The organism is Kitasatospora sp. NPDC089797 (genome assembly GCF_040684795.1).
Taxonomy (GTDB): Bacteria; Actinomycetota; Actinomycetes; order Streptomycetales; family Streptomycetaceae; genus Kitasatospora.
The window spans coordinates 99404-124368 of the sequence record NZ_JBFBGS010000014.1; the positions used below are offsets into that span (position 1 = coordinate 99404).

Annotated in this window: 28 protein-coding genes and 1 pseudogene; 12 read left to right on the forward strand and 17 right to left on the reverse strand. The window is 75.7% G+C overall.

The features are described from left to right. Positions 1-38 precede the first annotated feature (38 nt). The 6 genes from AB0O91_RS13465 to AB0O91_RS13490 all read right to left on the reverse strand — a co-directional run bounded on the left by AB0O91_RS13465 (position 39) and on the right by AB0O91_RS13490 (position 7529). Entirely contained in the window at positions 39-806 is a 768-nt protein-coding gene (locus AB0O91_RS13465) for a hypothetical protein (RefSeq protein WP_363431427.1), read from the reverse strand. Positions 807-919: 113 nt separating this feature from the next. Further along, the gene (locus tag AB0O91_RS13470; RefSeq protein ID WP_363431429.1) at positions 920-2122 is read right to left on the reverse strand and encodes a hypothetical protein; all 1203 of its coding nucleotides are present in this window, start codon (positions 2120-2122) and stop codon (positions 920-922) included. Between the two features lie 250 nt (positions 2123-2372). Then, positions 2373-3779 (reverse strand): family 2B encapsulin nanocompartment shell protein, encoded by a 1407-nt coding sequence (locus tag AB0O91_RS13475; protein WP_363431432.1) that lies wholly within the window; start codon positions 3777-3779, stop codon positions 2373-2375. Positions 3780-4702: 923 nt separating this feature from the next. Further along, the gene (locus tag AB0O91_RS13480) at positions 4703-5212 is read right to left on the reverse strand and encodes a hypothetical protein (protein WP_363431435.1); all 510 of its coding nucleotides are present in this window, start codon (positions 5210-5212) and stop codon (positions 4703-4705) included. 201 nt (positions 5213-5413) lie between these two features. Then, on the reverse strand, positions 5414-6868 hold the full coding sequence (locus AB0O91_RS13485; protein ID WP_363431437.1) for a PLP-dependent aminotransferase family protein: 1455 nt from the start codon (positions 6866-6868) through the stop codon (positions 5414-5416). Positions 6869-6983: 115 nt separating this feature from the next. Next, positions 6984-7529 (reverse strand): universal stress protein, encoded by a 546-nt coding sequence (locus AB0O91_RS13490; RefSeq protein ID WP_363431440.1) that lies wholly within the window; start codon positions 7527-7529, stop codon positions 6984-6986. Between the two features lie 477 nt (positions 7530-8006). On the opposite strand from AB0O91_RS13490, the gene AB0O91_RS13495 reads away from it, so the two are divergent. Then, positions 8007-8402 carry a transglycosylase family protein gene (locus AB0O91_RS13495; protein ID WP_363431443.1) on the forward strand — a complete coding sequence of 132 codons (396 nt, stop codon included), beginning with the start codon at positions 8007-8009 and terminating at the stop codon, positions 8400-8402. Between the two features lie 124 nt (positions 8403-8526). Here AB0O91_RS13495 and AB0O91_RS13500 read toward each other — a convergent pair whose 3' ends face one another. After that, positions 8527-9135, reverse strand: a complete 609-nt coding sequence (locus AB0O91_RS13500) for a TIGR03086 family metal-binding protein (protein ID WP_363431446.1) — start codon at positions 9133-9135, stop codon at positions 8527-8529. A 127-nt stretch (positions 9136-9262) separates the two neighbouring features. Between AB0O91_RS13500 and AB0O91_RS13505 the strand changes: the two genes are divergently transcribed. Further along, positions 9263-9403, forward strand: a complete 141-nt coding sequence (locus AB0O91_RS13505) for a hypothetical protein (protein WP_363431448.1) — start codon at positions 9263-9265, stop codon at positions 9401-9403. Further along, positions 9400-10677 (forward strand): MFS transporter, encoded by a 1278-nt coding sequence (locus AB0O91_RS13510; RefSeq protein WP_363431451.1) that lies wholly within the window; start codon positions 9400-9402, stop codon positions 10675-10677. Before AB0O91_RS13505 ends, AB0O91_RS13510 begins: the two co-directional genes overlap by 4 nt. A 51-nt stretch (positions 10678-10728) precedes the next feature. Here the strand turns inward: AB0O91_RS13510 and AB0O91_RS13515 are convergent, their stop codons facing one another. Together AB0O91_RS13515 and AB0O91_RS13520 are read right to left on the reverse strand one after the other, a co-directional pair. Further along, positions 10729-11322, reverse strand: a complete 594-nt coding sequence (locus AB0O91_RS13515) for a pyridoxamine 5'-phosphate oxidase family protein (RefSeq protein ID WP_363431454.1) — start codon at positions 11320-11322, stop codon at positions 10729-10731. 120 nt (positions 11323-11442) lie between these two features. Further along, entirely contained in the window at positions 11443-11877 is a 435-nt protein-coding gene (locus tag AB0O91_RS13520; protein WP_363431457.1) for a CBS domain-containing protein, read from the reverse strand. A gap of 157 nt (positions 11878-12034) precedes the next feature. Here AB0O91_RS13520 and AB0O91_RS13525 point away from each other — a divergent pair, with 157 nt between their 5' ends. The 6 genes and pseudogenes from AB0O91_RS13525 to AB0O91_RS13550 all read left to right on the forward strand — a co-directional run bounded on the left by AB0O91_RS13525 (position 12035) and on the right by AB0O91_RS13550 (position 16029). Further along, positions 12035-12919, forward strand: a complete 885-nt coding sequence (locus AB0O91_RS13525) for a helix-turn-helix domain-containing protein (protein WP_363431460.1) — start codon at positions 12035-12037, stop codon at positions 12917-12919. A 24-nt stretch (positions 12920-12943) separates the two neighbouring features. Then, on the forward strand, positions 12944-13363 hold the full coding sequence (locus tag AB0O91_RS13530; protein WP_363431463.1) for a VOC family protein: 420 nt from the start codon (positions 12944-12946) through the stop codon (positions 13361-13363). Then, the gene (locus AB0O91_RS13535) at positions 13360-13710 is read left to right on the forward strand and encodes an MmcQ/YjbR family DNA-binding protein (RefSeq protein WP_363431466.1); all 351 of its coding nucleotides are present in this window, start codon (positions 13360-13362) and stop codon (positions 13708-13710) included. The genes AB0O91_RS13530 and AB0O91_RS13535 overlap by 4 nt, the downstream gene beginning before the upstream one ends. Before the next feature lie 99 nt (positions 13711-13809). Beyond that, positions 13810-14688, forward strand: a pseudogene (gene ligD / locus AB0O91_RS13540) (non-homologous end-joining DNA ligase); the annotation flags it as partial. Positions 14689-14808: 120 nt separating this feature from the next. Continuing rightward, positions 14809-15663, forward strand: a complete 855-nt coding sequence (locus AB0O91_RS13545; RefSeq protein WP_363431610.1) for a DNA ligase — start codon at positions 14809-14811, stop codon at positions 15661-15663. A 45-nt stretch (positions 15664-15708) separates the two neighbouring features. After that, a complete protein-coding gene (locus tag AB0O91_RS13550) occupies positions 15709-16029 on the forward strand; it encodes a hypothetical protein (RefSeq protein WP_363431469.1) in 321 nt (106 codons plus the stop codon). A gap of 9 nt (positions 16030-16038) precedes the next feature. Here AB0O91_RS13550 and AB0O91_RS13555 read toward each other — a convergent pair whose 3' ends face one another. The 4 genes from AB0O91_RS13555 to AB0O91_RS13570 form a co-directional block, all read right to left on the reverse strand. Continuing rightward, the gene (locus AB0O91_RS13555) at positions 16039-16623 is read right to left on the reverse strand and encodes a DJ-1/PfpI family protein (protein WP_363431472.1); all 585 of its coding nucleotides are present in this window, start codon (positions 16621-16623) and stop codon (positions 16039-16041) included. A 3-nt stretch (positions 16624-16626) separates the two neighbouring features. Beyond that, positions 16627-16959, reverse strand: a complete 333-nt coding sequence (locus AB0O91_RS13560; RefSeq protein WP_363431474.1) for a PRC-barrel domain containing protein — start codon at positions 16957-16959, stop codon at positions 16627-16629. 9 nt (positions 16960-16968) lie between these two features. Further along, positions 16969-17403 (reverse strand): hypothetical protein, encoded by a 435-nt coding sequence (locus AB0O91_RS13565; protein WP_363431477.1) that lies wholly within the window; start codon positions 17401-17403, stop codon positions 16969-16971. A gap of 65 nt (positions 17404-17468) precedes the next feature. Then, a complete protein-coding gene (locus AB0O91_RS13570) occupies positions 17469-17912 on the reverse strand; it encodes a hypothetical protein (RefSeq protein ID WP_363431480.1) in 444 nt (147 codons plus the stop codon). A 247-nt stretch (positions 17913-18159) separates the two neighbouring features. Here AB0O91_RS13570 and AB0O91_RS13575 point away from each other — a divergent pair, with 247 nt between their 5' ends. After that, positions 18160-18549, forward strand: coding sequence for a VOC family protein (locus tag AB0O91_RS13575; protein ID WP_363431483.1), 390 nt, complete (start codon positions 18160-18162; stop codon positions 18547-18549). Here AB0O91_RS13575 and AB0O91_RS13580 read toward each other — a convergent pair. After that, positions 18521-19432 (reverse strand): hypothetical protein, encoded by a 912-nt coding sequence (locus tag AB0O91_RS13580; protein ID WP_363431485.1) that lies wholly within the window; start codon positions 19430-19432, stop codon positions 18521-18523. The two genes, AB0O91_RS13575 and AB0O91_RS13580, sit on opposite strands and share 29 nt — an antisense overlap. Before the next feature lie 31 nt (positions 19433-19463). Next, the gene (locus AB0O91_RS13585) at positions 19464-20297 is read right to left on the reverse strand and encodes an amidohydrolase family protein (RefSeq protein WP_363431488.1); all 834 of its coding nucleotides are present in this window, start codon (positions 20295-20297) and stop codon (positions 19464-19466) included. 141 nt (positions 20298-20438) lie between these two features. Here AB0O91_RS13585 and AB0O91_RS13590 point away from each other — a divergent pair, with 141 nt between their 5' ends. Then, complete coding sequence (locus tag AB0O91_RS13590; RefSeq protein ID WP_363431490.1) at positions 20439-21680, forward strand: MFS transporter; 1242 nt, start codon at positions 20439-20441, stop codon at positions 21678-21680. A 4-nt stretch (positions 21681-21684) separates the two neighbouring features. On the opposite strand, the gene AB0O91_RS13595 is transcribed toward AB0O91_RS13590, so the two are convergent. Together AB0O91_RS13595 and AB0O91_RS13600 are read right to left on the reverse strand one after the other, a co-directional pair. Beyond that, positions 21685-22383: a DUF4232 domain-containing protein gene (locus AB0O91_RS13595; protein WP_363431492.1), complete on the reverse strand. Its 699-nt coding sequence runs from the start codon at positions 22381-22383 to the stop codon at positions 21685-21687. A gap of 185 nt (positions 22384-22568) precedes the next feature. Continuing rightward, the gene (locus tag AB0O91_RS13600) at positions 22569-23309 is read right to left on the reverse strand and encodes a DUF4232 domain-containing protein (protein ID WP_363431495.1); all 741 of its coding nucleotides are present in this window, start codon (positions 23307-23309) and stop codon (positions 22569-22571) included. 241 nt (positions 23310-23550) lie between these two features. On the opposite strand from AB0O91_RS13600, the gene AB0O91_RS13605 reads away from it, so the two are divergent. Beyond that, entirely contained in the window at positions 23551-24876 is a 1326-nt protein-coding gene (locus tag AB0O91_RS13605; RefSeq protein WP_363431497.1) for a helix-turn-helix transcriptional regulator, read from the forward strand. Positions 24877-24965 lie beyond the last annotated feature (89 nt).

Genomic DNA, 24965 nt, shown 5'->3' on the forward strand with positions numbered 1-24965 from the left:
GGACCACCGGCGCAGCCGCAGCGGCCGCTCGGCCCGGCTCAGCTCTTCAGGTTGAGCGAGGGGAAGAGATCGGTGAACGGCTGGGTGGTGACCGAGACGCTCCGGGCGAACGGATCGTCGAAGTCCCAGATCATGAACAGCAGGAAGGCGATCAGCACGCTGAAGCAGGCCGCCAGGATCAACTCCCTCGGTGTGCGCCTGATCTGGAGCGCGAACAGCATGCCGACGGTGACCACCGCCCCGCCGATCAGCCCGAACCAGACCACGCCCGGCATGGTCGGCCCGGCGTTCTGGCCGCGCTGGTTGCGGGCGTCCGAGGCCTGGCTGACCCGGTCCGTCATCGGCTGGTAGGCCTGCGACTCCAGGTCGGAGGCGGGCGCCCGGCTGACCACCTCGTTCTGGATCTTGTCCAGCAGCTGGGTGCCCTTCTCGGTGATCTCACCGTTCTTGCCCATGTAGTCCCACTCGACGTTCACCACGTACGTGACGTAGGCGTCGATGTCGGCCCGGAGCTGGTCGCGGAACTCGGCCGGGTAGATCACCGCCCGGTCGCTCACCTCCCGCAGCGACTGCGCCTCGCGGAACAGGTCGTCCTGGGCGGCGCCGCGCGCCTCCCAGACACCCGCGATGGCGAGGCCGAGGACGATCGCGTAGACCACACCGATCATCATCGTGATGTACTCGATGACGTCGGGCGTCTCGTCGACGTTCTCCTCGACGCCCGCCCGGCGCCGCAGGACCACCACCGCCATCACAACGGCACAGGCCGCCGCCATGGCGATGACCAACATCCCCCACTCGGACATGGGAACTCCCTTCTCTGGCTTGGCTTGTGACGTGACAGGGGTAGCCCGCGACCCGGCCGGAGGGCCGGGCCCGGGGATCGTCAGGACGTACCGGCCCACCGGACCGGGTGCGCTCAGGACCCGGAGCGACCGCGGCCCCGGCCGCCACGACCCGGGCGCAGCGCGGCCGCCGCCAGCACGGCGGGGACGAAGATCAGCAGCATCGTGGTGGTGGTCGAGGCACCGTGGTGGTGCGGCGCGACGGGCGCCGGCTTGCTCGCGTGGGCCTTGAACACCGGGTGGGGCGCGGGCGTCGGCCACAGCGGGCTCGGACGGGCCGGGCTCGGCAGCACCGGACTCGGCAGCACCGGGCTGGGCGCCACCACGGCGGGGGCGGACGGTGCGGGCACCGCCGGGGCCGGGGCCGGCACCACGGCGGGCGGCAGGGCCTGCGGGGCGGGGGCGGCGGGCGGCGGGGCCGCCGGCGCGGGGGCCGGGGCGGCGGGCGCGGGAGCCGGGGCCGGGGCGGGCGGCGGCGGAGGCGCGGGCGTCTGCGCCGGAGGTGACGGCGGCGGGGTGGGGGTGGGCACCGGGGTCGGGCTGGGGGGTGCCGTGGTCGGGGACGGCGTCGGGGTCGGTGTGGGGCTCGGGGTGGGGGTCGGCGTCGGGCTCGGGGTGTGCGTCGGTGTCGGCGTGGGAGTCGGCGTCGGGGTGGGCGTCGGGCTCGCGGTGTGCGTGGGCGTCGGGCTCGGCGTCGGCGTGGGGCTCAGGGTGGGCGTCGGCGTCGGGGTGGGACTCGGGGTGGGACTCGGGCAGGGATGCGGGTGGTGGTGGTGACGATGGTGATGGTGATGGTGGTGGTGGTGATGGTGCCCGTCGTGGTCGCCGTGGTCACCGCCCCCGTCGTACTCGTCGTCCGGCCGCCCCGGCTCGGACCGGAGTCCGGCGGTGGCCCCGGGCGAGGGCGCCGACGGCGGCACCGCCGCGGCCCCGTGGTGGCACGGGTGGTGGTGCCCGTGCGGGGGCCTGGGCCCGTGATGGCGGCCGACGTCGGGGGCGACGGTGACGCCGACCTGCACGTCCACGTCCACGCCGACGTCCACGCTGCCGCCCGGTCCGACCGTCGTCGACACGTCCGTGTCGGTGCAGACGCAGGTGTCGACGGCCGTGCCGTGGGAGTGTCCGCCGGAGCCCTCCGCCCCGGCGGCGGCACCGCTGACGAGGGCGCACATCGCCACCACGCCGACCGCCGCGCCGATCAGCCGCGCCCGCCGACCGGGGGCCGCGGCCCCGCCGTCGTGCTGCGGTATCCGTCGGAACTGCCGGCGCTGCGGCATGGGCTCCACACACCTCTCGGGTCGCCTGGGGGGACGGAAGGGACTCGGGCTGATCCGTCGACGGGAACGGGCAACAACGGCCGGACCCGGATCGGAACCGATCGGGTACGACCGCGTGCGGACGGACGTGATCAGGCGGACGGCCCACCTGCGGGGGCGGGCCGTCCGTCATCAGGTGAAACGATCTTCGCGCCGCCCGGTTACGGCCTGCGCGCGTTGTTCCGCGGCTCGATGGCCGCGCGCCGCGGGCTCAGTGGCGGCGGTGCGCGATCTCGACGTTCTCCAGCACACCGACCGCGTCCGGCACCAGGATCGCGCAGGAGTAGTAGGCGCTGACCAGGTAGGAGATGATCGCCTTCTCGTCGATCCCCATGAACCGGACCGAGAGCGAGGGCTGGTACTCGTCCGGCAGCCCGGTCTGGTGCAGGCCGATGACGCCCTGGTTGTCCTCACCGGTACGGATCACCAGGACCGAGCTGGTGTTCTCCTTGGTGATCGGGATCTTGCTGCACGGCAGGATCGGCACGCCGCGCCACGCCGGCACCTGCTGCCCGCCGAGGTCGACGTGCTGCGGGTAGATGCCCCGGGCGTTGAACTCGCGGCCCATCGCGGCGATCGCCTTGGGGTGGGCCAGCAGGTAGTCGGGGTCACGGCGGCGGTTGAGCAGCTCGTCCAGGTCGTCCGGGGTGGGCGGGCCGGAGTGGGTCTGGATCCGCTGGTCGAAGTCGGCGTTGTTGAGCAGCCCGAACTCCGGGTTGTTGATCATCTCGTGCTCCTGGCGCTCGCGCAGGGCCTCGATGGTCAGCCGGAGCTGGTGCTCGATCTGGTTCATCGGCTGGTTGTACAGGTCCGCGACACGGGTGTGGACCTTGAGGATGGTCTGCGCGACGCTCAGCTCGTACTCACGCGGCTTGAGCTCGTAGTCCACGAAGGCGCCGGGGAGCTCGTACTCGCCGTGGTGGCCGGCCGACATGGCGATCTCGGCCTCGCCGCGCTCGTTCTGCGCCTGCAGCGGCAGGGTCAGGAACTCCTCCAGGTGCGCCTGGAGGCTGGGGGCGTTCTCCCGGATGCGGGCGAAGTCGTCCCGGCTCAGGGTGAGCGCGACGCCGGAGGTGGCGGTCTTCGCGGTGTACTCCCAGACGGCGTCCGGGTTCAGCAGCGAGTCGTCGCCGAAACGGTCGCCGTCACCGGCGACCCCGACCACGGTCTCGTCGCCGTACTTGCCGGTGCCGATCTTGTTGATCTTGCCGTGGGCGATCAGGAAGATCCGGTCGGCCGCCTCGCCCGTGGTGGTGAGCACCTCGCCGGGGCCGAAGTCGCGCTGCTGGCAGCGGTCGGCGAGGGCGGTCAGCACCTCCTCGTCCTCGTAGCCGCGCAGCAGGGCCAGCTCGCCGAGCTCCTGCGGGATGACGCGGACCTGGGAGCCGGTCTTGATGAACTCCACGACGCCGTTGCCGACGGTGTAGGTGAGCCGTCGGTTCACCCGGTACGCACCACCGTGGGCCTCGACCCACGGAAGCACCTTGAGCAGCCAGCGGGAGGTGATCTCCTGCATCTGCGGGGCGGACTTGGTGGTGGTGGCAAGGTTGCGGGCAGCTGCCGTCGCAAGGCTCTGCTGCCGGTCCTGCTGTGTCTCCGGGCTCGTGTCCACGGGCATCGGCAGGGTCTCCATTCGTGTGGTCGGATCACGCGGGCAGGGCCGTACCGCTCCGCCCTGGGCGCGAGCCGCTACGGATCCGTCAGATCCGCGAACTGGTGGGGAAGTTGGCGAGTTTCGAGAGCGCGACCGCCATCGCCCGGCGGCCCATCCGGAACCCTAGATCACCAGGGCCCGACCAGAGCCGTACGGCGGGCGACTACCCCCCGATAGGGTGAATCTCCCCCCATCTGCCCCCGCGCGCCCCATCCTTCACCGGAACATCCGTTCGCGCTCGCGGCCCCGGCCCCCGACGGCCTTCCGACCCCCGCCCCGGCGTGTCCCCGGCGCCCTCCCGGACCGCCCCGGCGCGTCAACCCGGCGCACCGTTCAGGCGGCCTCCGGGCCGTGCCGCGCCCGGTCGGGACGGCCGGGTGGTGTGGTGGCGGCCGCACCGGCCGAGCGGCCGGACCGCCGGGGTCCCGAGGTGGTCGCCGCAGAGGTCCGGGACCGCGGTCGCGGCGAGGAAGTCGCCCGGGAGGAGCTCCGCCGGCTCGTCGTCCGGGTACGACGGGGCGGACAGCGCCCGGCGCACCCGCAGCGGGCGGAGCACCCTCGGCGACGTCCGGGCCCAGCTCCGGGGCGGGCCGCAGCAGCGCGCCCACCCGGGCAGCGCCCTTCGCGCCCGTCCGGTCCCGCAGGGCGGCGTACGACGCGTAGGCCATCGGCGGACCGGGGCGGCCGGCGGGGTGAGCAGGGTCGTTCCGGGTCGTTCGGGGTGGTTCGGCGTCCGGGCGGACATCCGGCCGGTCCTGCCGCCCGGCGCGGAGAGACGCGGACAGACGCGGAAAGCCCGTCAGGTGCCGGTACGGGGGTGGCCGGCACCTGACGGGTGCATGGGGGCGGCGGCGGTCGGGGCCGCGCCGCGGGCGGGGCTCAACGGGTCAGCAGGTCACCTGGGTGCCGGGGACGGCGAGGATGCCGGAGTTGTTGGCCAGACCGCTCTTGTACTCGTAGTACAGGTACGAGTAGAAGTCGATCCGGACGCCCGGGCCGCAGGCGGAGTCGGCGGCCACGGTGTAGGTGACCGTGAAGGTGCTGCTGGTCCCCGGCTCCAGGGGGACGTTGTAGCGGGCGATGCCGCCGTGCACGTTGTCGCTGCAGCCGTTGGTCTGGGTGCCGCAGGCCGTGGCGCTGAACTTCAGCCCCTTCACCAGGCTGGTGTCGTACGTCTGCTGAACGCTCTGGTAGACGAACTGGATCGGGGTGTCGTACGGGTTGCTGAGCGTCAGGGTCAGCGTGAACTCACCGCCCCGGCCGGTCGTCTGGCGGTCCGAGACCACCGTCAGGGGCAGCTGACCGTCGGCCCGGGCGGGCGCCGCGGAGAGCAACAGGCCTGCGGCGAGGGCCGGGCACACGGCGAGCGCGGCACGGCTCAGATGTGTTCTGCGCATGACCATGGAGCGTAGGGGTCGGCGGCGCCGGGGGGTTACCGGGCACGGCCCGAAGCCGTACCGACGCACGAGCGGCGAGCGGACGCCGGTGACCGACCGATCGCGTTCCGCACCCGGCGAAACCTCCGGTGCCCTATGCTTCGCCGCGCACCACCGGGCGGCGCGGGCCGGGCCGCCCGCGAGGCGGCGTCCCCGCCCGGCTCAGACCGGCGGCGGCAGGATGTCGCACAGCGCCCGGACCGCCGACGGGTAGGCGTGGTCCGGCGGCGTGGCGTAGCCGACCACCAGGCCGTCGACGGCGGGCACCGTCTCCGGGGCGGCCGCCGGGTGGCGGTAGTCGGCGAGGCCGTCGACGGCCAGGCCCCGGTAGGCGGCGGCCTTGAGCACGGACCGTTCGGTCCCGGGGGCGAGCCGCAGCACCGCGTGCAGGCCGGCCGCGATGCCGGACACCCCGATGTGCGGGGCGTGCTCGGCGAGCGCGGCCACCAGCTGGTCCCGGCGGTCCCGGTAGCGGCGGCGCATCCGGCGCACGTGCCGGTCGTAGCCGCCGGAGTCGATGAACTCGGCGAGGGTCAGCTGGTCCAACGCGCTGACCCAGCCCTCGCGTTCGCCCTTGGTCGCCAGCACCCGGTCGACCAGGTGGTCCGGCAGCACCATCCAGCCGAGCCGCAGCGCCGGGGTCAGGCTCTTGCTGACGCTGCCGAGGTAGAGGACCCGGTCGGGGTCGAGGCCCTGGACGGCGCCGACCGGCTGCCGGTCGTAGCGGAACTCCCCGTCGTAGTCGTCCTCCAGGACGAGCCCGCCGTGCCCGCGCGCCCAGTCGACCACGGCGGCGCGGCGCCCGGCGTGCAGCGGGCCGCCGGTCGGGAACTGGTGGGCGGGCGTGAGCAGGACCGTACGGACCTCCGGGTGCCGCGCCAACTCCTCGACCCGCGCGCCCTGTTCGTCGACCGGCAACGGCACGGTCCCGACCCCGGCGGCGGCCAGCAGGCCGCGGTGGAAGCCCAGCCCGTAGGCCTCCACGGCCAGCGGCCCGCGCTCGGCGGGCACCAGCCCGGGCGCGGCGCCGTCGAAGAGCAGCCGCAGCGCGTGGGCGAAGCCGGAGCAGACCACGATCCGGTCCGGGTCGGTGCGCACCCCCCGCGCACGCGCGAGGTACTCGGCGAGGGCCGCGCGCAGCTCGCGCCGGCCCTGCGGATCGCCGGGCCCGAAGGCCTCGTTGGGGGCGGCGGTGAGGGCCCGGCGGCCGGCGGCCAGCCAGGCGGTGCGGGGGAAGGAGGCGGCGTCGGGGCGGCCCTGGCGCAGGTCGTGGACCGGCCCGGGGCGGGGTGCGGGGCGGCGGGCCCGGGCGGACGGGGCCGGGGCGGCGCGCTCGGCGACGGTGGTGCCGGAGCCCTGCCGGGCGGTGAGCCAGCCCTCGGCGACGAGTTCGGTGTAGGCCTCGGCAGCGGTGTTGCGGGCCAGGCCGAGGTCGGCGGCGAGGGCCCGGTACGGCGGCAGCCTGGTCCCGGGGGCCAGGCGGCCGCTGCGGATCGCCTCCCGCAGGGCCGCCATCAGCGCGGCGCGGCGGCCGCCGGTGGCGGGCAGGTCGAGGTGGAGGTCGTTGCCGGTCGGGTGGGCCGGCTCGGCGGGGTGCGCGCCCGGCGATTCCGTCATGGTCCCGCACCCTACCCGCCGCTCCGGCGCCGCCCTGCGGGCGGGCGGGCCCCGGCGCAGGCCCCCGGCGGGGGCCCGACTCCCCTCTCCTCTCCCCCTCCTTCCCCCCGGTCGGCTACGGGACGACCGTGACCGGCCAGCGCCCCGCCTTGACCAGCCGGACCGCGACCGACCCGATCACCTTGTGCCCGGCCTGCTCGGAGACGCCGACCACCACGGCGTCGGCGCGCAGCTCGTCGGCGAGCTTGGCGAGGCCGGTGTACGGGTCGCCGCGCATGGTGAGGAACCGCCACTGCACCCGCCAGACCGCGCGCACCCGTTCCTCGGCGTCGCGCAGCGCGGCCAGCAGGTCGTCGGCGATCTCCTGGGTGGTCTCCTCCACCGCGGCCCCGGCCAGGGCGGTCGCGGCGCCGAGTATCGGCTGGACGTAGGCCACGGCCAGGACGGCGCCCTGTCGGCGGGCGAGTCCGGCCGCGTAGGCGGTGGCACGCCAGGAGGAGTCGGAACCGTCCAGGCCGGCCAGCACCACCTTGGGCCCGTCCGTCCCCAGCTCGAAGCCGGTCGGGGCGACGGCCGTCCCGGGCTCCCCGTACTCCCCGCCCGGCGGGCGACCCGCGTCGTCGACGGCCCCTGCGTCCGTCGCATCGCTCTCGTTGCTCATGGGCGGAAGGCTATGCCCGCCACCGGGAGCGGCCACAGCGGGCACTCCGGGTGACGGCTGTGGTGCGGGCCACCCCGGCGGGCGCGCGGGGCGGCCGTTCCGGCACCCGGGGCGGGGGAGGCCGTCACGCGCTGTCGACGGTGTGCGCGGCCTCACACGGCCTCCCGGGTGACGGGGGCCACTTCCCGAGGTGGTTTGATCTTGGAAATAGGTGTAATTCGGGCGAAATCACCTTATTTTCGTGATCGCTACCTGCGGTAACAGGGCTCTGACGTGCACAGACCTGGGATTCCTTGAAACCGCCACGACCACCCCCGTACCTTCGAACCCGTTGCACCGAGCGATTCCGCTCCGGCCGGGCCTCACCGCCCCCGGGCAGGAACGGTGCCGGACCACGCGAGCGACGCGTTCCCGAAACCGACGGCCCTCCGAGGGCCTGGTTCCGCACGCTCGCAGACCCCCTCCGAAAGGAACCGCATGACCTTCCGTAACGAGACCACCGCTGCCACCGCCACTGCCACCCCGAAGCGCCGCAACCGCGTCCGGATGGCTCTGATGGCCGGGGCGGTCACCGCCCTGCCGGTGGCCGGCCTCGTCACGGCCACCAGCGCCTCCGCCGCCCCGGCCACCGTCTGGGACAAGGTCGCCCAGTGCGAGGCCACCGGCAACTGGGCCGTCAACTCCGGCAACGGCTTCTACGGCGGCCTCCAGTTCACCTCCAGCACCTGGGCCGCCTTCGGCGGTACCGCCTTCGCCCCCCAGGCCCACCAGGCCACCAAGGCCCAGCAGATCTCGATCGGCGAGAAGGTCCTCGCCGCCCAGGGCCCCGGCGCCTGGCCGATCTGCTCCGTCAAGGCCGGCCTGGGCAAGTAAGGCCCCACCCGCCGCAGACGTACGCGAGCCGCCGCACCCCCGAGGGGTGCGGCGGCTCCGTCGTGCCCCCGCAACCTGCGGGCGGCCCGGCCGGCCCACCACCGGACCGCACCCCTCGGACCGCTCAGGCCCCGACCTTCCGCCCCAGGTGGGCCAGCAGCCGCAGGTGCACCGGGGCCTCCTCGTCCACCGGGGCCTCCGGGCCGAACACCCCGGGGACCCGGTACGGATCGACGCCCAGCTCCCGGATCGCGGCCAGCAGGCCCGCCAGCAGTTCGGCGTCCAGCAGGTTCTGCTGTCCGGTCGCCACCGCCAGGTCCGCGCCGTGCACCGCCAGCTCGGTCAGGTGCACGGTGGCGGCGAACTCCCCCGGCAGCTCACCGAGCGCGATCGTGACGGTACGGTCGAGCGCCCCCGGGCGGCGCCAGGCCGCCAGGTCGGCCGCGGCCGCGCTGCGGTAGGCGGCCACCGGGTCGTCGCCGAGCCAGTCGTCCTCGTGCGCCTTCCCCGGGTCGGTGCCGGTCAACTGGCCGACGTACAGGTTGATCCCGCCCACCAGGTGGTTCACCAGGGCGGTGACGTCCCACTCCGCGCAGGGGGTGGGCAACGCCCACTGCTCCGCCCCGATGCCCGCGATCAGGACTCCGGTCGTGGCGGCGGCGCGCTCGATCTGCTCGACGACGGGGTGGCTCGGCATGGCGGCGGCTTCCGTTTCTGTCTGACGGACGGTCATGTCCGTGATGATGGCAGCCCGTTGAAAAGCGACGGACCCCACCCCCCGTCCGGTGCAACCGGGTTCACCGGTGCCGCGTCGGGCGACTTCTGCCGGGTGAGGTCCGCCTGGCCTAGCATGCGGAAGCATGATCACTCATCGCGAGGACGTGCTGAAGCGGCTGCTGCGGTCCACCGTGGACGGCCACGGGGTGTACCCCGAGGCCGGGCTCGTGCCCCACCCGGACCCGGAGAAGCCGATGGTCCTCGGCGGGCGGGACGGCCGGTGACCCCGGTCGCCGGGAGGGCCGACCGGATACCGGCGGCGGACGCCGCCGGGCCGCAACGGGCCCTGATCGCGGCCGGTTTCGTCAACCGGGTCGGCAACGGCCTGTTCAACGCCGCGGCCGTCCTGTACTTCACGCTCGTGGTGCACCTGCCCGCCACCCAGGTCGGGGCGGGCCTGACGATCGCCGGGCTGTGCGGCCTGGCGGCCGGCCTCCCGGCGGGCAACCTGGCCGACCGCTACGGGCCGCGCACGATCTGGCTGACCGCTCTCGCCGTGCAGACCGCCGCGATGGCGGCCTTCGTCCTCATCGACGACTGGGCCACGTTCACGCTCGTCGCCACCCTGGACCGGCTGGCCGCCACCGCGGGCGGCGCCGCGGGGGGCGCGCTGATCGCCCGGGTCGGCGGGGAGCAGCCGGCCGCCTTCCGGGCCAGGCTGCGCACCTTCGTCAACCTCGGCGTCGTCGTGGGCACCCTCGGCGCGGCCGTCGCGATCCAGGTCGACACCCGGGCCGCCTACACCTGGCTGATCCTCGCCAACGCCGCCAGCTTCGCCGGCGCCGGGCTCATCGCCCTGCTGGGCGTGCCCCGCTACGCCCCGCTGCCCCGGCCCCGGGGCCACCGCCGGTGGTCCGTGCTGGCCGACCGGCCGTACGTCTCCTTCGTCGCGCTGTACAGCGCCATGGGCCTGCAGTACCAGACCGTCTCGCTGCTGCTGCCGGTCTGGCTCACCGCCCACACCGAGGCGCCGCGCTGGACGGTGGCGGCGGTCTACGCGGTCAACAGCGGCGTCTGCGTGCTGCTGCAGAGCAGGCTCGGCGCCCGGGTGGAGACCCCTCGGCAGGGCGGGCGCGCCTTCCGGCTCGCCGGGCTGCTCTTCCTCCTCAGCTGTCCGCTGATGGCCCTGACCGCCGAGGTCCCCGGCTGGGTCGCCCTGGCGCTGGCCGTGCTCGCCGTGGTCGTCCACAGCGTCGGGGAGGTGTACGAGTCCTCGGCGGGCTTCGCGCTCGGCTTCGGCCTGGCGCCCGACCACGCCCAGGGGCAGTACCAGGGCCTGTTCGGGATCGGCTTCGACGCGGGCCAGGCGCTCGCCCCGGTGGTGCTCACCGGGGCGGTGCTGGCGCTCGGGCAGCCGGGCTGGCTGCTGCTCGGCGTGCTCTTCGCGGGCCTGGGTGCGGCGGGCCCGCCGGTGGCCGCCTGGGCGGAGCGGACCGGCGCCGGAGCGCGGGCCGGTCGGCCGGCGCCGACCCCCTCCCCCTCGGGGGTCGACGGCTGAACCGGCCGCACCGGACGCACCGTTCGGCGCGACCCGCCCGCCCCCGCGCGGTCAGCGCGGACCGGCCGGCCGGTCCGGGAGCGGCAGCGGGACGGCGGGCAGGCCGTCGATGCTGGTGCCGACGTACGGCTTGCGCTCGCAGTAGGCGTTGAACTCCTGCTCGTCCTTGCGGTCGAAGTACTGGGCGTGCAGGTCGCGGTCGGCGCGGTAGTCCATGAACGGCACGGCGTAGCCGCAGGAGTCGCTGACCCGCTCGGCGTGGACCAGCACGATCGCCCGCAGGCCGGAACCGTCCGCGCCGGGCTCGAAGCGGGCGAGCAGGTCGGCGAAGCGCGGGTCGTCGCGGAAGACCGGCTCGCCGCGACCGTGCACCCGCACCACGGTGGGCGGGCCGTCGAAGGCGCACCACATCAGCGTGATCCGGCCGTTCTCCCGCAGGTGGGCGACGGTCTCGGCCTGCGAGCCGCCGAAGTCCAGGTAGGCGACGGTGAGTTCGTCGATGACCGCGAGGGTGCCGGAGCGCCCCTTGGGCGACAGGTTGACGTGTCCGTCGGCGGCCAGCGGCGCGGTCGCGACGAAGTAGACGGGCTGGCGTTCGATGAACTGCCGCAGCCGGCCGTCGATGCTTTCGTACTGCTTTCCCATACCCGCCATTGTGCCCCCGTCTCGCCAGCCGAGAGGAGGATTCCACCCATCGAGACGGCCGCTGCGCCCGCCCCCGGCGGGGGAGCACAGCGACCGGGCACGGCGACGCGCCGGACGGCGTCACCGCTTCAGGTAGACGCTGTCCATGAACTCGATGATCTGCTGGTCCGTCAGCCGGTGGCCCTCGCGGTGGCCCATCGCCAGGTCGGCCTCGCTGATCATGCCGACCAGCCGCTCGCCGTCGATCACCGGGATGCGCCGGATCTGGTGCTGCTCCATCTTCTTGAGCACCGCGTCCATGCTGTCGTCGGCCCGCACGCAGTGCAGGTGTCCGGCCAGCTCGATGGCCGTCATGACGGCCGGGTCCTTCCCCTCGGCGAGACAGCGCACCACGATGTCGCGGTCGGTGATGATGCCGTGCAGCTTCTGGTCGTCGCCGCAGATCGGCAGCGCGCCCACGTTCTTCTCGCGCATCATCCGCGCGGCCTCGTCCAGGGTCTGGTGGGCGCCGATGCACTGGGCGCCGGTGTGCATGATGTCTCGGGCAGTGGTCACGGGGACTCCTTCGTCGGTGTTGCCCCCCGACTTCGTCGGTGTTGCCCCCCGACGGCCCGCCCCCGCGCAGCGCACCGCGCCGTACGCGGGGTGACCGTGCCCTCACCGTAGGCGACCACCCGCCCGTCCGCGACCGCGGGCGCCGATACTGGGAGGCGTGACCACGCAAGCCATCGGGGCGGTCGACGAGGCCGTCCGCGCCCGGCCCGCCGCGGCGCTGCGCCCGTACGTGGCCTGGTACTCGGGCTACCGGCAGCGCGGCCTGGCCCCCGCCGTGCACCGCGGGCTGCCGTCCCCGTACCTGACCTTCATCCTCACCCTGGACGAGCCGCTGGTGATCTCCGACCATCCGGATCCGGCCCAGCCGCCGGGCAGTTACCCGACGCTGCTCGGCGGGCTGCACACCTCCCCCGCGCTGATCACCCACGAGGGCGCGCAGTCCGGGGTGCAGATCGCCGTGCACCCGCTCGCCGCCAGGACGCTGTTCGGGCTGCCCGCCGGGGAGTTGGCCGGGATCGACCTCCCGGCGGAGCAGGTGCTCGGGCGGCTCGGCCCGCTCCTGCACGAGCGGCTCCGGGCGGCCGCCGACTGGGCGGAACGGTTCGCGGTGCTGGACGCCGCGCTGTTGCGGGCCGCCCGGCCCGCCGGCCCGGTGCCGCCGGAGGTGGACTGGGCCTGGCAGGCGCTGCGGCGCAGCGCGGGCGGGCTGCCGGTCGCCGAACTGGCGCGGGAGACCGGGTGGAGCGCCCGGTACCTCCAGGAGCGGTTCCGCCGGGAGACCGGGCTCACCCCGAAGGCGGCCGCCCGGGTGATCCGCTTCGACCGGGCCCGGCGCCTGCTCGCGGGCACCTCCCCGGCGCCCCGGCTGGCGGAACTGGCCGTCCGCTGCGGCTACTTCGACCAGGCGCACCTGGCCCGCGAGTTTCGCGCGCTGGCCGGGGCCGCGCCGAGCGCCTGGCTGGCGGCGGAGGGGCCGGAGGAGGACAAGTTCCGAAACGTCCAAGGCGGGACGGGCGGGGCGGCCGCAGAGTGGGAGGCGTAGGCACCCACCCGAGGAGTGACAGTCATGGACACCGAGAACCCCGCCCCGCAGGTCTGGCCCACCCTCCGGGCGACCGACGCCCGGGCCCTGATCCGCTTCCTGCACGACGCGTTCGGCTTCCTGGAGGTGGTCAGCTACGGCGAGGGCGACTTCGTGGCGCACGCCGAACTGGCCTGGCCGGAGGGCGGCGGCGTGATGCTCGGCTCGGTCCGCGAGACCGCCCCGGGCGAGTGGCGCGGCGACCCGGGCAGCTTCAGCGCGTACGTGGTCACCGCCGACCCGGACGGCGTGCACGCCCGGGCGGTCGCCGCCGGGGCCCGGATCACCCGCGGGCTGACCGAGACGGACTACGGCTCGCGGGACTTCGCCGCCGCCGACCCGGAGGGCAACCACTGGTACTTCGGCACCTACCCGGGCGCTCCCCGGCCCGTCCCGGCCCCGTGACGCCCGGCCCGGTGGACCGGCTGCGGGCGCTCTGCCTGGCGCTGCCGGAGGCCGAGGAGCGGGTCAGCCACGGGGAGCCGACCTGGTTCGCGGGCGCCGGTCGCCGGGCCCGGGTGTTCGTGATGCTCTCCGACCACCACCACGACGACCGGCTGGCCTTCTGGTGCGCGGCCCCCGGCGGCGCCCAGCAGCGCCTGGTCGAACAGGACCCGGCCCGCTACTTCCGCCCGCCGTACGTCGGGCACCGGGGCTGGCTGGGCGTCTACCTGGACGGGCCCGCGCCGGACTGGCCCCGGATCGGGGACCTGGTCACGGACGCCCACGCCCTGGTCGGCCCCGGGCGGTAGGCAGCGCCACGGGCAACGGGCGTCCGCCCCGGGCGGCAACCGCCGCACCGGGGCAGACTGGCAGCGGGGGCCATCCGCAGGAGCCATCGGAGGCCGACCGTGCCGCAGCTGACGGTGGACGGGCACACCCTCGCGCTGTCCCACCTCGACAAGGTGTACTACCCGAGCATCGGCACCCCCAAGGGCGAGGTGCTGCGCTACTACGCCGCCGTGCACACCGCCCTGCTCCCCCACCTGCGGGACCGCCCGGTGTCCTTCCTGCGCTGCCCGGACGGCGTCGAGGCGGAGGTGTTCGTCGCCAAGAACCCGCCGCCCGGCACCCCGGACTGGGTGCGCACCGTCGACGTGCCGAGCAACGAGGGCCGGCTGCGCCAGGTGGTCCTGGAGGACGGCGCGGCGCTGCTGGCGGTCGCCAACCTGGGCTGCCTGGAGCTGCACGTCCCGCAGTGGCACGCGGCCGCGCCCGGCCTGGCCGACCGGCTGGTCCTGGACCTCGACCCGGGCGAGGGCGCCACCGTCCTGACCTGCCGGGCCGTGGCCCTGCTGCTGCGCGAGCGGCTGGCCGCGGACGGGCTGTCGGCCTGGGTGAAGACCTCCGGTTCCAAGGGCCTGCACCTGCTGGTGCCGATCGAGCCCACGCCCAGCGCCGAGGTCTCCGGGTACGCGAAGGCGCTGGCCGCCGCGCTGGAGGCGGACCACCCGGACCTGGTGGTGCACACCATGGCCAAGGCCCGGCGCCGCGGGCGGGTGCTGGTCGACTGGTCCCAGAACAACGCCAAGAAGACCACCGCCGCCCCGTACACGCTGCGGGCCCGGCCGCTGCCGACGGTCTCCACGCCGCTCACCTGGGCCGAGCTGGAGCGGGCCCGCGGGGAGGCCGAGCTGGTCTTCACCCTCGCCGAGCTGCCGGGCCGGCTGGCGGCCGGGGGCGACCTGTTCGCGCCGCTGCTGGACCCGGCCGAGGCCCGGCCGCTGCCCGCCGCCCCGGCCGCACCGCCGGGGGCCCCGGCCCCGGCGCCCGGGCCGACCCCGTCCCCGCAGACCCCGTCCCGCTCGCCGCAGGCCCCGGCCCAGGTGCTGCACCCGCCCGTCGAGGTGATGCGCCCCGCCGCGGTGAACGCCGTGCCGCCCGCCGACGGGCTGGGCGGCGGCGGTGTGCAGTACGAGCTCAAGCTGGACGGCTTCCGCTGCCTCGCCTTCGCCCGCGGCGGGCTCCCGCCGTTCCTCCAGTCCCGCAGCGGCCGCGACCTCGGGCCCGAGTTCCCGCCGATCGCCGCCGCCGTCGCCCAGCTGCCCGAGGGGCTGGTGCTGGACGCCGAGCTGGTCGCCTGGCGGTCCGGCCGGTTCGCCTTCGAGGAGCTGCTGCACACCCGCCGGGCCCGGGCCGCCGCCCCGGAGGTCGCCCTCGGACTGGTGGCCTTCGACCTGCTGGCGCTGCCCGGCCGGGACGTCCGGCGCCTGCCGCTCACCGACCGGCGGCGCCTGCTGCTCGCCGCCCTGGCCGACGTCCCGCCGCCGATCCAGCCCGTCCTGGCCACCACCGACCGGGCCGAGGCCCTGGAGTGGATGGAGCGGCTCGCCGACACCGGGGTGGAGGGCCTGGTCTGCAAGGCCGCCGCGTCCCCCTACCGCGCCCGGGGCGCGGGCCGGGCCTGGGTCAAGTACCGGCGCAGCGACACCGTGGACGCCACCGTCCGCGCGCTCACCGGCCCGGCCGACCGGCCGCACGCGCTGGTGGTCGGCCTGGACGACGGCCGGGTCCTGCTGACCGGCCCGCGGCTGACCCCGGTCCAGGCCCGCGAGGTCGCCCGGGCCGCCGCACCGCTGCTGGGCCCGCCCGCCGTCGATCCCGACCACGGCCGGGTGCACCCGCTCACCGGCCCGCTGCGCGCCGAGCTGACCCTCACCGGCCGCCCGCCCACGGCCGTCTTCGTCCGGCTGCGCGGGGACTGACCCGCCTCCGCCCTCGGGGGGGGCACGGGCGGTACGCTCCCCGCCGTGCACAACCACGACGGTCCCCACGAAGCACCGGGCTGCGGAATCTGCGGCCACCCCACCGACCCGGGCCGGGAGTCGGACCCGCTCGAACTGCCCGGGCAGTGGGTGGAGTTCGTGGTGCTGGAGGTGTTCGGGGCGCTGGTCCGCTTCCGGGCCGCCGACGGCTCCGCCGCCCCGGGGACGACCGTCGCCGCCGTTCTGGCCCAGCAGTTGGGCATCGCCCCGGCCGAGCTGCCCGGTACCCGGTTCCGCTGCTGGGAGGCGCCCGACGCGGAGGGCCACGGCGTCTACCGGACCGTCTTCGGGCTCCTCCCGGGCTGACCGGCCGCGTCACCTCCGCCGCTTCGCCGCCGCGTGGGCGAACTCGGTGACCAGGGTGTCCTCGAACACCGCCAGGTCGGCCGGGGCGCGGCTGGTCACCAGCGGGCCCGGACCGTCCCGGCAGACGTGCACCTCCTCGTCGACCCAGTGCGCGCCCGCGTTGCGCAGATCCGTGCGCAGACTCGGCCAGGAGGTCAGGGTGCGGCCGCGGACGGCGTCGGCCTCGATCAGGGTCCAGGCCGCGTGGCAGATCGCCGCGACCGGGCGGCCGGCGGCGCAGCAGGCGTGCACGAAGGCGACGGCCGCCGCGTCCAGCCGCAGCAGGTCCGGATTGGCGACGCCGCCCGGCAGCACCAGCCCGTCGTATCCGCCCGGAACCGCCTCCGTCACCAGGGTGTCCACCGCGAAGGTGTCCCCGAGGGCGCGCTGCCGGACGGCCTGGACCCGGCCGGGGGCGGTGGAGAGCAGGCGCGGGGTGCCGCCGGACTCGGCGACCGCCTGCCAGGGCGAGGCGAGCTCCTGCTGCTCGACGCCGTAGGGGGCGACCAGGAAGGCGATCGTCCGGCCGGTCAGGGTGGTGGACGGCCAGCCCATGGCTCAGCCCCGGCCGGGGCGGGCGTCGGGGACGGTATCGGGGACGGCATCGGGGCGGGTGAGGTGTTCGGCGGGCGGCGGGACGGTGCCCAGCCGGGCGCGCGGGCAGTCGAGGTGGACGGTGCGGTCCAGGTGGTCGAGCCGGGCGACCAGGCCGACCGGGACGAACACCCGGGCGCCCGGCACCCAGGGTGCGGCGTCGACCCCCAGCTGGTCCCCGGCGTCCTGCTCGACCCGGCCGAGCGGGCCGTCGGTGGCGTGCACCTCGTACCCGACCAGGCTGAGGTCGGCGGCGGGATGGGAGCCGGGACGGTACTCCCACAGGTCGGTGCTCATCAGGTCACCTCATGCCTCCGGGCGGTCCCAGGGCCGGCGCTCCCGGCCCTCGCCCGGCTCCCGGCGCTCCCGGCGCTCCGGCCGGCCGCCCGGGTCCGGATCGACGCCGCCGGCCCCGCGCGCGCCCCGGCGCCGGCGCAGCAGCACCGTCGCCGCCACCGAGGCCGCCACCGTGGCGGCCCAGACCACCCCGAGGGCGGTCAGCACGGCGGTGGCCGGGGTGCGCACGCCGATGCCGACGCACAGGGAGGTCATCACCAGGACGGTCAGCACCACCCCGGTCGAGACCCGGCGCCGGACGCCGCGCAGCGCGTCCCGGAACCGGTTCGGCGGGGCCGCCCCCATCGTGCTCAACTTCCGGTCGAGGCGCGTGTCCTGGCGCAGATCGGACTCGATCTCCTCGAGGAGCCGCCGCTCCCATCCGCTCAACGCGGGTCCGTCCATCTCGGTCACCTCCGACACTTCGGGTGACGTGCTCGCACCCGGCGGTTGCCCGGTACGGGCCGGCGTTAACCGTTCCGGGGGCCGCCGGTTCCGGCGGCCACGCGCCCGAAGGCCCGGGGACGGGCGAGCAGGCTGTCGTCCAGGACACGCAGCAGGGCGGTGGCGTCGTGATGGACCTCGACCGCACCGGCCGCCCGCAGCTCCGGGCCGGCGTCCCCGCCGGCCTCCAGGGCGACACAGGGCACTCCGGCCCGTCGCGCCGCCCGTACCTCGCGCACGCTCCCGGCCACGGCCACGGCGTGCGAGGGCGCGCCGTCCACCAGCGTCAGCCCGGCCCGCACCGGGTCGTCGCCGGGGGCGGCCATGGTCAGGGCGGGCGCCCCGGCCGGCCCGGGGCCGGTCAGCACCACCGTCCAGCCGCGGGCGGCGCACTCGCGCAGCAGCTCGGCGCCGCCGGGCAGCCGGGGCCGCCAGTCGGTGCCGATGAGAGCCGCCGAGATCACCGTCATCGCCATCGCTCCCGCTTCCGTGCTCGGGTCGGTGCGCCGCCCTCCACGGGCCGCGCACCGGTTGCGCCCTTCCAGGTTAGGTCGCCGCCCGGCCGGACGCGCTGCCTGCCGGGGGCGGCTCCGCAGGCGGGCGGAATCCGCTGGGCGGGCGCCGCCCGGGTGCCCCGCCGTCCGGCTGCCCCGGCTGCGGGAGACCTACGATCGTCGGGGCGACCGCCGCCACCGGAACACACCGTGAGGACACTCGATGCGGATCAACCTGACCACCGTGTTCGTCGACGACCAGGACAAGGCCCTGCGCTTCTACACCGAGGTGCTCGGCTTCGTGAAGAAGGAGGAGGTCCCGCTCGGTGAGTACCGCTGGCTGACCGTGGTCTCGCCCGAGCAGCCCGACGGCACCGAACTGCTGCTGGAACCCGACGCCCACCGCGCCGTCGGCCCGTACAAGACCGCGCTGGTCGAGGACGGCATCCCCGCCGCCCAGTTCGCGGTGGACGACGTCCACGCCGAGCACGACCGCCTGCACCGGCTCGGCGTCCGCTTCACCCAGGAGCCGACCGCCCTGGGCCCGGTCACCATCGCGGTGCTCGACGACACCTGCGGCAACCTCATCCAACTCGCCCAGTTCCACCGGTAGTCAGCACCACGAACCGGCCGGGCCACCCGCCGTCGGTGAGCTGCGGGAGCGCCGACGCGGCGGCCCGCAGCTCCTCCTGCGACGCGGCGAACGGGTCCGGCAGGCTCGCGCCGTGGCACTGCAGCCGCCAGGCGTCGAAGGTCACCTCGGCCGACCCGGTGGCGTCCACGTCCACCTCGACCCCGTCCGGGCCGGTGAACCGGCAGCCGGCGCCGTGCACCTGGTACAGCCGGCCGCCGACCACTCCGGTCCGGGGGATGCGACCGCTCCTGGCGAGCCCCACCCACTCGAGCAGGGAGCCGGCCGACGGCCGGTGCCGGCCCAGGTCGGCGAGGATCCCGTCGAGGTCCGCGAGGTAGTCGAGGACCAGCGCCCGGGCCGTGGTCACCGGGCGGCGCCGGGGGACGAGCGCCCGGTCCGCACCGAGCCGCCAGGCCTCCACCAGGACCTCGACGTCGAGCCGGGCCTCGGCGAGTTCGCCGCCCTCGGTCCGGTAGTCGTCGTGGATGCCGTCGAAGGGTTCGATCAGCTCCGGCCGGTGCCCGAAGGCCCCGTGCAGCAACTCGGCGAAGCGGCGGGGGGCCAGGCGCCCGGAGATCACCTGTCGGGCCAGCGCCCGGACGCCCGCCGCGTCCGCCGCCCGACTGCCGAGGACCGGCCATGGCAGGCCGACTTCCGCGCAGACGGCGTCCAGCAGCCCCGGAAGTCCGTCCTCGGCCTCGCCCCGTTCCAGCGCCGCCAGTTCGCCCAGCGCCGGGCCGTCGAGGCCGGCGCCCAGGGCCTCGACGGCGGCATCGACGACGACGGCGGCCGGGGCGAGCCGTGCGCCCCAGAGCGCGACGGCCTCACGGAGGATCCACCGGGGTTGATCGGCAGTGCTCATCCGGTCATGATCGCCCGTGCCCTCGCCGCCGTCACGCGGTTTCCGGTCGGGCGTCAAGGCCGGGGAACCGTGACCAGTTGAGCAGGCGGGCCGGGTTGGTGGTGCGGGCGGCGAGCAGGGCCGCCGGGGTCAGGTGTGCGGCCGGCCAGGCGAGGCAGTCGGTGTAGGTCCGTCCGTGCTCGTGGCGGGTCCAGGGCCAGTCGCTGCCCCACAGCAGGCGGTGGTGGCCGGCCTCCGCCAGCACTCGGCGCAGCATCCGGCCGGCCTGGCCGGGGGCGCAGCGGTAGGGCGCGGAGACCTTGATCCAGACGTGGTCGCGCCCGGCGAGGTCCAGGACCGTGCGGTCGGCGTCCCCGTGGGTACCGGGGAGGCCGAGGTGGTCGATCACCACCGGGGACGGCCAGGTGCGGAGGGCGGGGGCGAGGGCCGGCCACTGGCCGCCCGCCGCGTGCACCTCCAGGTGCCCGCCGTGCGCGGCCAGGCGTGCGGCCAGCGGCCGCCAGTGCGGGCGGGTCAGGTCGGGGACCGGTCGGCCGATCAGGTTGAGCCGCGCGCCCACGACGCCGTCGACGGCGAGCGGGGCGAGGGCCTCCGGCCGGTGGATCCGGTCCTGGTCCAGCACCACGACGGCGCGGAACCGGGCGGGGTGCCGGGCCAGGCAGTCGAGCAGGAAGTCGTTGCGGGCGCCCAGGAAGCTGGGCTGGACGAGCACCGCGCCGCCGATGCCGTGGCCGTCGAGCAGCGCCAGGTAGGCCGCCGGGAGGGCGTCGCGGTCCGGCCGGTAGCGCGGGCGGTCGACGCCCGGCAGGCCGCGGTGGAACACATGGGCGTGGGTGTCCACCGTCCCGGCCGGTTCGCAGGTCACCCGGCGATGCTAGAGCCGGTCTGGACCGGTACCTGACGAAGTGCCATATTGGCCCGCATGTTCGCCGACGTACTGACGTGCCCACGATCAGAGCCCCCGGCCGTCGCGCTCCGCCGCCCCGGCGCCCGGTGAGGAGCGGGCGTGCGCGCGTGGTACCGCTCGGCCTCCCCCGCCGGCCGGCGGGCGTTCTGGACCACCATCGGCGGCTGGACGCGGGAGGGCGCCGACGCCCAGATCTACGGCCTGGTGCTGCCGACCCTCACCGCGCTGTGGCACCTCACCGCCGGCCAGGGCGGGTCGGCCGCCTCGGCCACCCTGGTCAGCACCGCGCTCGGCGGCTGGCTGGCCGGGGTCGCCTCCGACCGCTGGGACCGGGTGGCCGTGCTGCGCTTCACCATCGCCTGGTACGCGGTGGCGACCGCCCTGGTCGGCTTCGCCACCGGCTTCGGGTCCCTGCTGGCCCTCCGCTGCCTCCAGGGCGTCGGTTTCGGCGGTGAGTGGGCCGCGGGCGCGGTGCTGATCAGCGAGTACGTGACCACGCGGTACCGGGGCCGGGTCCTCGGGGCGGTGCAGAGCGGCTGGGCGGTCGGCTGGGCCGCCACCCTCGGCGGCTACGCGGTGCTGGTCGCCGTCCTGCCGCAGGCCTGGGCGTGGCGGGCGGTGTTCTGGCTCGGGGTGCTGCCCGCCCTGCTGGTGCTGGCCCTGCGCCGCGGGATCGCCGACCCCACGGCCGCGCAGCGGCGGCGGGAACCGGCGTCGCCGAGCGGGATCTTCCGCCCCGGCCTGCTGCGGGTCACCGTCCTCGGCGCCCTGCTGGGGCTCGGCAGCCACGGCGGCTACTACGCCCTCACCACCTTCCTGCCCACCTACCTCCACACCACCCGGCACCTGTCGGTGATGAGCAGCGGCGGGCACCTGGCGGTCTTCATCGCCGCCTCGTTCCTCGGCTACCTCGCCTCGGGGTGGCTCTCGGACCGGATCGGCCGGCGCCGCAACGTCGTCGTGTTCGCCGTGTGCTGCCTGCTGACCCTGCTGCCGTACCTGCTGCTGCCACTGGGCGGTGCCGGCACCCTGGTCGCGGGCGCGCCGCTCGGGTTCTTCTCGGCGGGCATCCCCGGCGGGCTGGGCGCGCTGTTCGCGGAGCTGTACCCCGCCCGGGTCAGGGGCACCGGTCAGGGCTTCTGCTACAACCTGGGCCGGATCGTCAGCGCCGCGTTCCCCGCCCTGGTCGGCTTCCTCTCCGGGCGGCTGGGCCTGGCGGCGAGCATCGCGCTGTTCGCCGGGCTCGCCTACGCCCTGGCGGCGGTCGCCGCCGCCTGCCTGCCCGAGGGCCGGGAGGCCGAGCCGCCGCTCGTCCCGGCCCCCGCCACGGCCTCGGGCTGACCGGCTACTTGGGGGCGGCGGCCAGGGAGGCGACGGCCTCCGCCACGCTGGCGCGGTAGACGCCCATCTTCGGGTCCAGCACCTTCGCACCGCTGGGCAGCGGGAAGTTCTGGGTGTTCGCCAGGGGCATGTTGGTGCCGTCGTCGTCGGCCAGCACGTTGATCTCGTTGATGCCGGGGACGGTTCCGGTGGTGGCACCGCTCGGGTTGACGTCGATCGCCACGTAGGCGTTGTGGCCCGCCGGGACGGTGAACCGCTCGGTGCCGCTGGCGAGGACGGGCTTGAGGTTCTTGCTCTGGTCCCGGGCGGTGGAGTTGCCCAGGTCGACGCCCGGGGTGGCGCTCAGGCTGCAGGCGCTGCCGCCGGTGTTGCGCACGTCGATCACGTACTGGTTGGCGGCGCCGGAGCGGGCCGTCAGGTGGATCGACAGGTTCTGGATGTCGCACGGGCCGGCGGCGCCGTTCCCGCCGTCGGTCCCGCCGGGGCGGCTGGTGGCGGCCGGCGACTTCGGCGCGTGGGTGGCGGGGCGGGAGGTCGCCGGGGCGCCCGCCGTCGAGGGCGCGGCCGGGGCCGCCCCGGTGGCGGAGGCCGTCGCACCGGCGACCGGGTCGGTGTTGTCGGGCCCGCAGGCGGTCAGCGCGAGACCCGCACCGGCGACGAGGACGGCGGTGGCGAACAGCGGGCGGCGGTGGCGGACGGACATGACGGCTCCTTGATGGCGCTCGGTACGGACGGTGTGGTCATGACGGTGTGGACACAGCAGAGGACGGTGGCCGACGGGTTTCGGTGGCACCCGGGGCGTCACAATCGTCCGGACATGACAGGGACCGGACTGTGACATTGAGTCAGGTGTCGCGCGGCCGGGGTCGGTGCCCGGCGGGTGGGGCGTCACCAGGAGGTGGCGTCGTCCATCGACTGCTGCCAGTAGGTGACCTTGAGCGAGTCGTCGATGTAGACGCCCTTGGCCGGCAGCGCCGGGTGCGCGCCGGCACCGACGCTCTCGTTGCCGGAGCGGCCGTGGAAATAGAGCTCCAGCGAGGTCTCGGTGCGGCCGTGGGCCCCGTTGCTGCCGTCGGTGGAGGACAGGTTGACGGAGACGTAGCCGGACTCGCCGGGCCGGAGGGTGACCACGGCCTGCGGCTTGGACTCCTCGATCACCGGCGGCACCGCCTGGGCCTCGCCGAACCGGAGCGCCGGGTAGGCGTAGAGGAAGCAGGGGCGGGAGCCGGTGTTGGTGACGGTGAGCAGCATGTGGTTCACCGGGCGGTTCAGCGGGGCGGCGACGGCCCTGGTGTTCGACCCCTCGCAGGTGACCGGTTCGGCGGCCGCGGAGGGCGCGGTGGTCCTGGGCACCGGGATGGCGACCGGGGCCTTCGGCGCGGTGGTCCTGGGCGCGGCACTCGGGGCCCGGCCGGCGTCCGCGGAGGTGCTGCCGCCGGAGCCGCCGTCGCCGGACGCTGCGGCGGACGGCGCGGGGGCCGTCGGCGAACCGGAGCCGGCGGCCTTGAGCGACGGGCCGGTGGCGGTCGCGATGTCCCCCTTGTCGGTGCACGCGGTCATCGAGAAGGCGGCGAGCGCGACGCTCGCGGCGGTGACGAGCAACCGGGTGCGGGAGGTGCGGACGGACATGGGACGGGCCCCTTTCGGCGGTCGTCCGGTCGGTGGCTCGACCGGATGCCCCGAAGCCTGCGGCGGGAACTATCCCGGCCACCACATCTGACGGCTCGATAGGTAGGGTGGAACGGCGAAACGGGCTCTGACCAGTGGAACTGGAACGGGCCTGGAACGCTGGAACGGGACGCGGGGGGATCGGAGGGAACGGGTGTCGGAGGGCACGGGGGCCACGGAGGCGGAGGAGTTCGCACGGCTGTTGAGCGAACTCAAGACCCGATCGGGCCTGAGTTACGGGGCGCTGGCCAAGCGGCTGCACATGAGCACGTCGACCCTGCACCGCTACTGCAGCGGCACGGCGCTGCCCAACGAGTACCAGGCGGCGGAGCGCTTCGCCCGGGTGTGCCGGGCGACCCCGGACGAGTTGGTGGCGCTGCACCGCGGCTGGATCCTGGCGGACGCGGCCCGGGGCCGCCGGACGGAGCGGGCCGGGGAGGCGCAGCAGCCCGCTCCGGCCCCGGCGGCTGCGCCGACCACTCCTTCGGACGCTCCCCCGGCCGCCCCACCCGCTGCTCCCCCGGACGAGGACCCGGTCGTCGCCGTGGTGGCGCGCCCCGCCCCGGCACGGCGCCGCCGCGGGGCCCTGGTCGCCTCCGCCGCGGCCGTTGTCCTGCTGGCCGTCGCGCTGATCGTGGCGCGCCCCGCCCTCTGGGGCGGCGGGCACGGCGCGGGCGACCAGCAGCCGGCCGGTGCCGCGGCGGCGGGCCCGGCGACCGACGCGACGACCGACCCGGTGCCGGAGGCCGTGGCCGGTGGCCCCGCGGCCCCGGCCACGGACGCCCCGGCCGGGCCGGACCCGACCACTCCCCCGTCGACCGAACCGGCGGCGGGCGGGGCGGCGAACGCGGCGGACCGCGCCACCGGGACGGCCGCCACCACGGCGCCCTCGAGCCGGCCCGCCACCGCCACCCCGACCGACGGCGGGTCCGCGCCCTTCACCGTCGGCGTCCGCCCGTACGTCTACGACGATCCGTGCAGCCAGCACTTCCTGGTCAACAGCGCGCCCGCCCAGGTCGGCCCGCCCGCCCCGGAGCGGGACGCCCAGCGCTGGGCCGGCGCCTACGGTGCGGTCTCCTCCGGGGCGCAGGAGGTCGGGCTGACCGTCCAGGGCACCGGCTCCGACACGGTCGTCCTGCTGGCACTGCACGTGCGGGTCACGGTCAAGGGTGCACCGCTCGCCTGGAACGACTACTCGATGGGCGTCGGCTGCGGCGGCGGGGTCGACGCCAAGTCCTTCGACGTCGACCTGGACCGGGGCAGCCCGGTGGTCACCGTCAAGGGCGGCCAGCGCACCTTCCCGTACAAGGTCAGCAAGTCCGACCCCGAGGTGTTCTACGTCGTCGCGCACACCACGGCGCACGACGTCCGGTGGGACCTCACGCTGGACTGGTCCAGCGGCGACCGCCACGGCAGCGTCCGGGTGGACAACGCCGGCACCCCGTTCCGGACCAGCGCGAACGTCGGCCGCCCCGGCTACGACTACCCGCTGGGCAACAGCGAGTGGATCAAGCGCGCGGGCGGCTGACGCCTCTCCCCCGCTCCCCCGCTCCCCCGCCGAGCCGGGCCGGAAGGCCGGCCTCCGCCGGTGGCCGGAACCGGGGGTGGCGGGTGCCG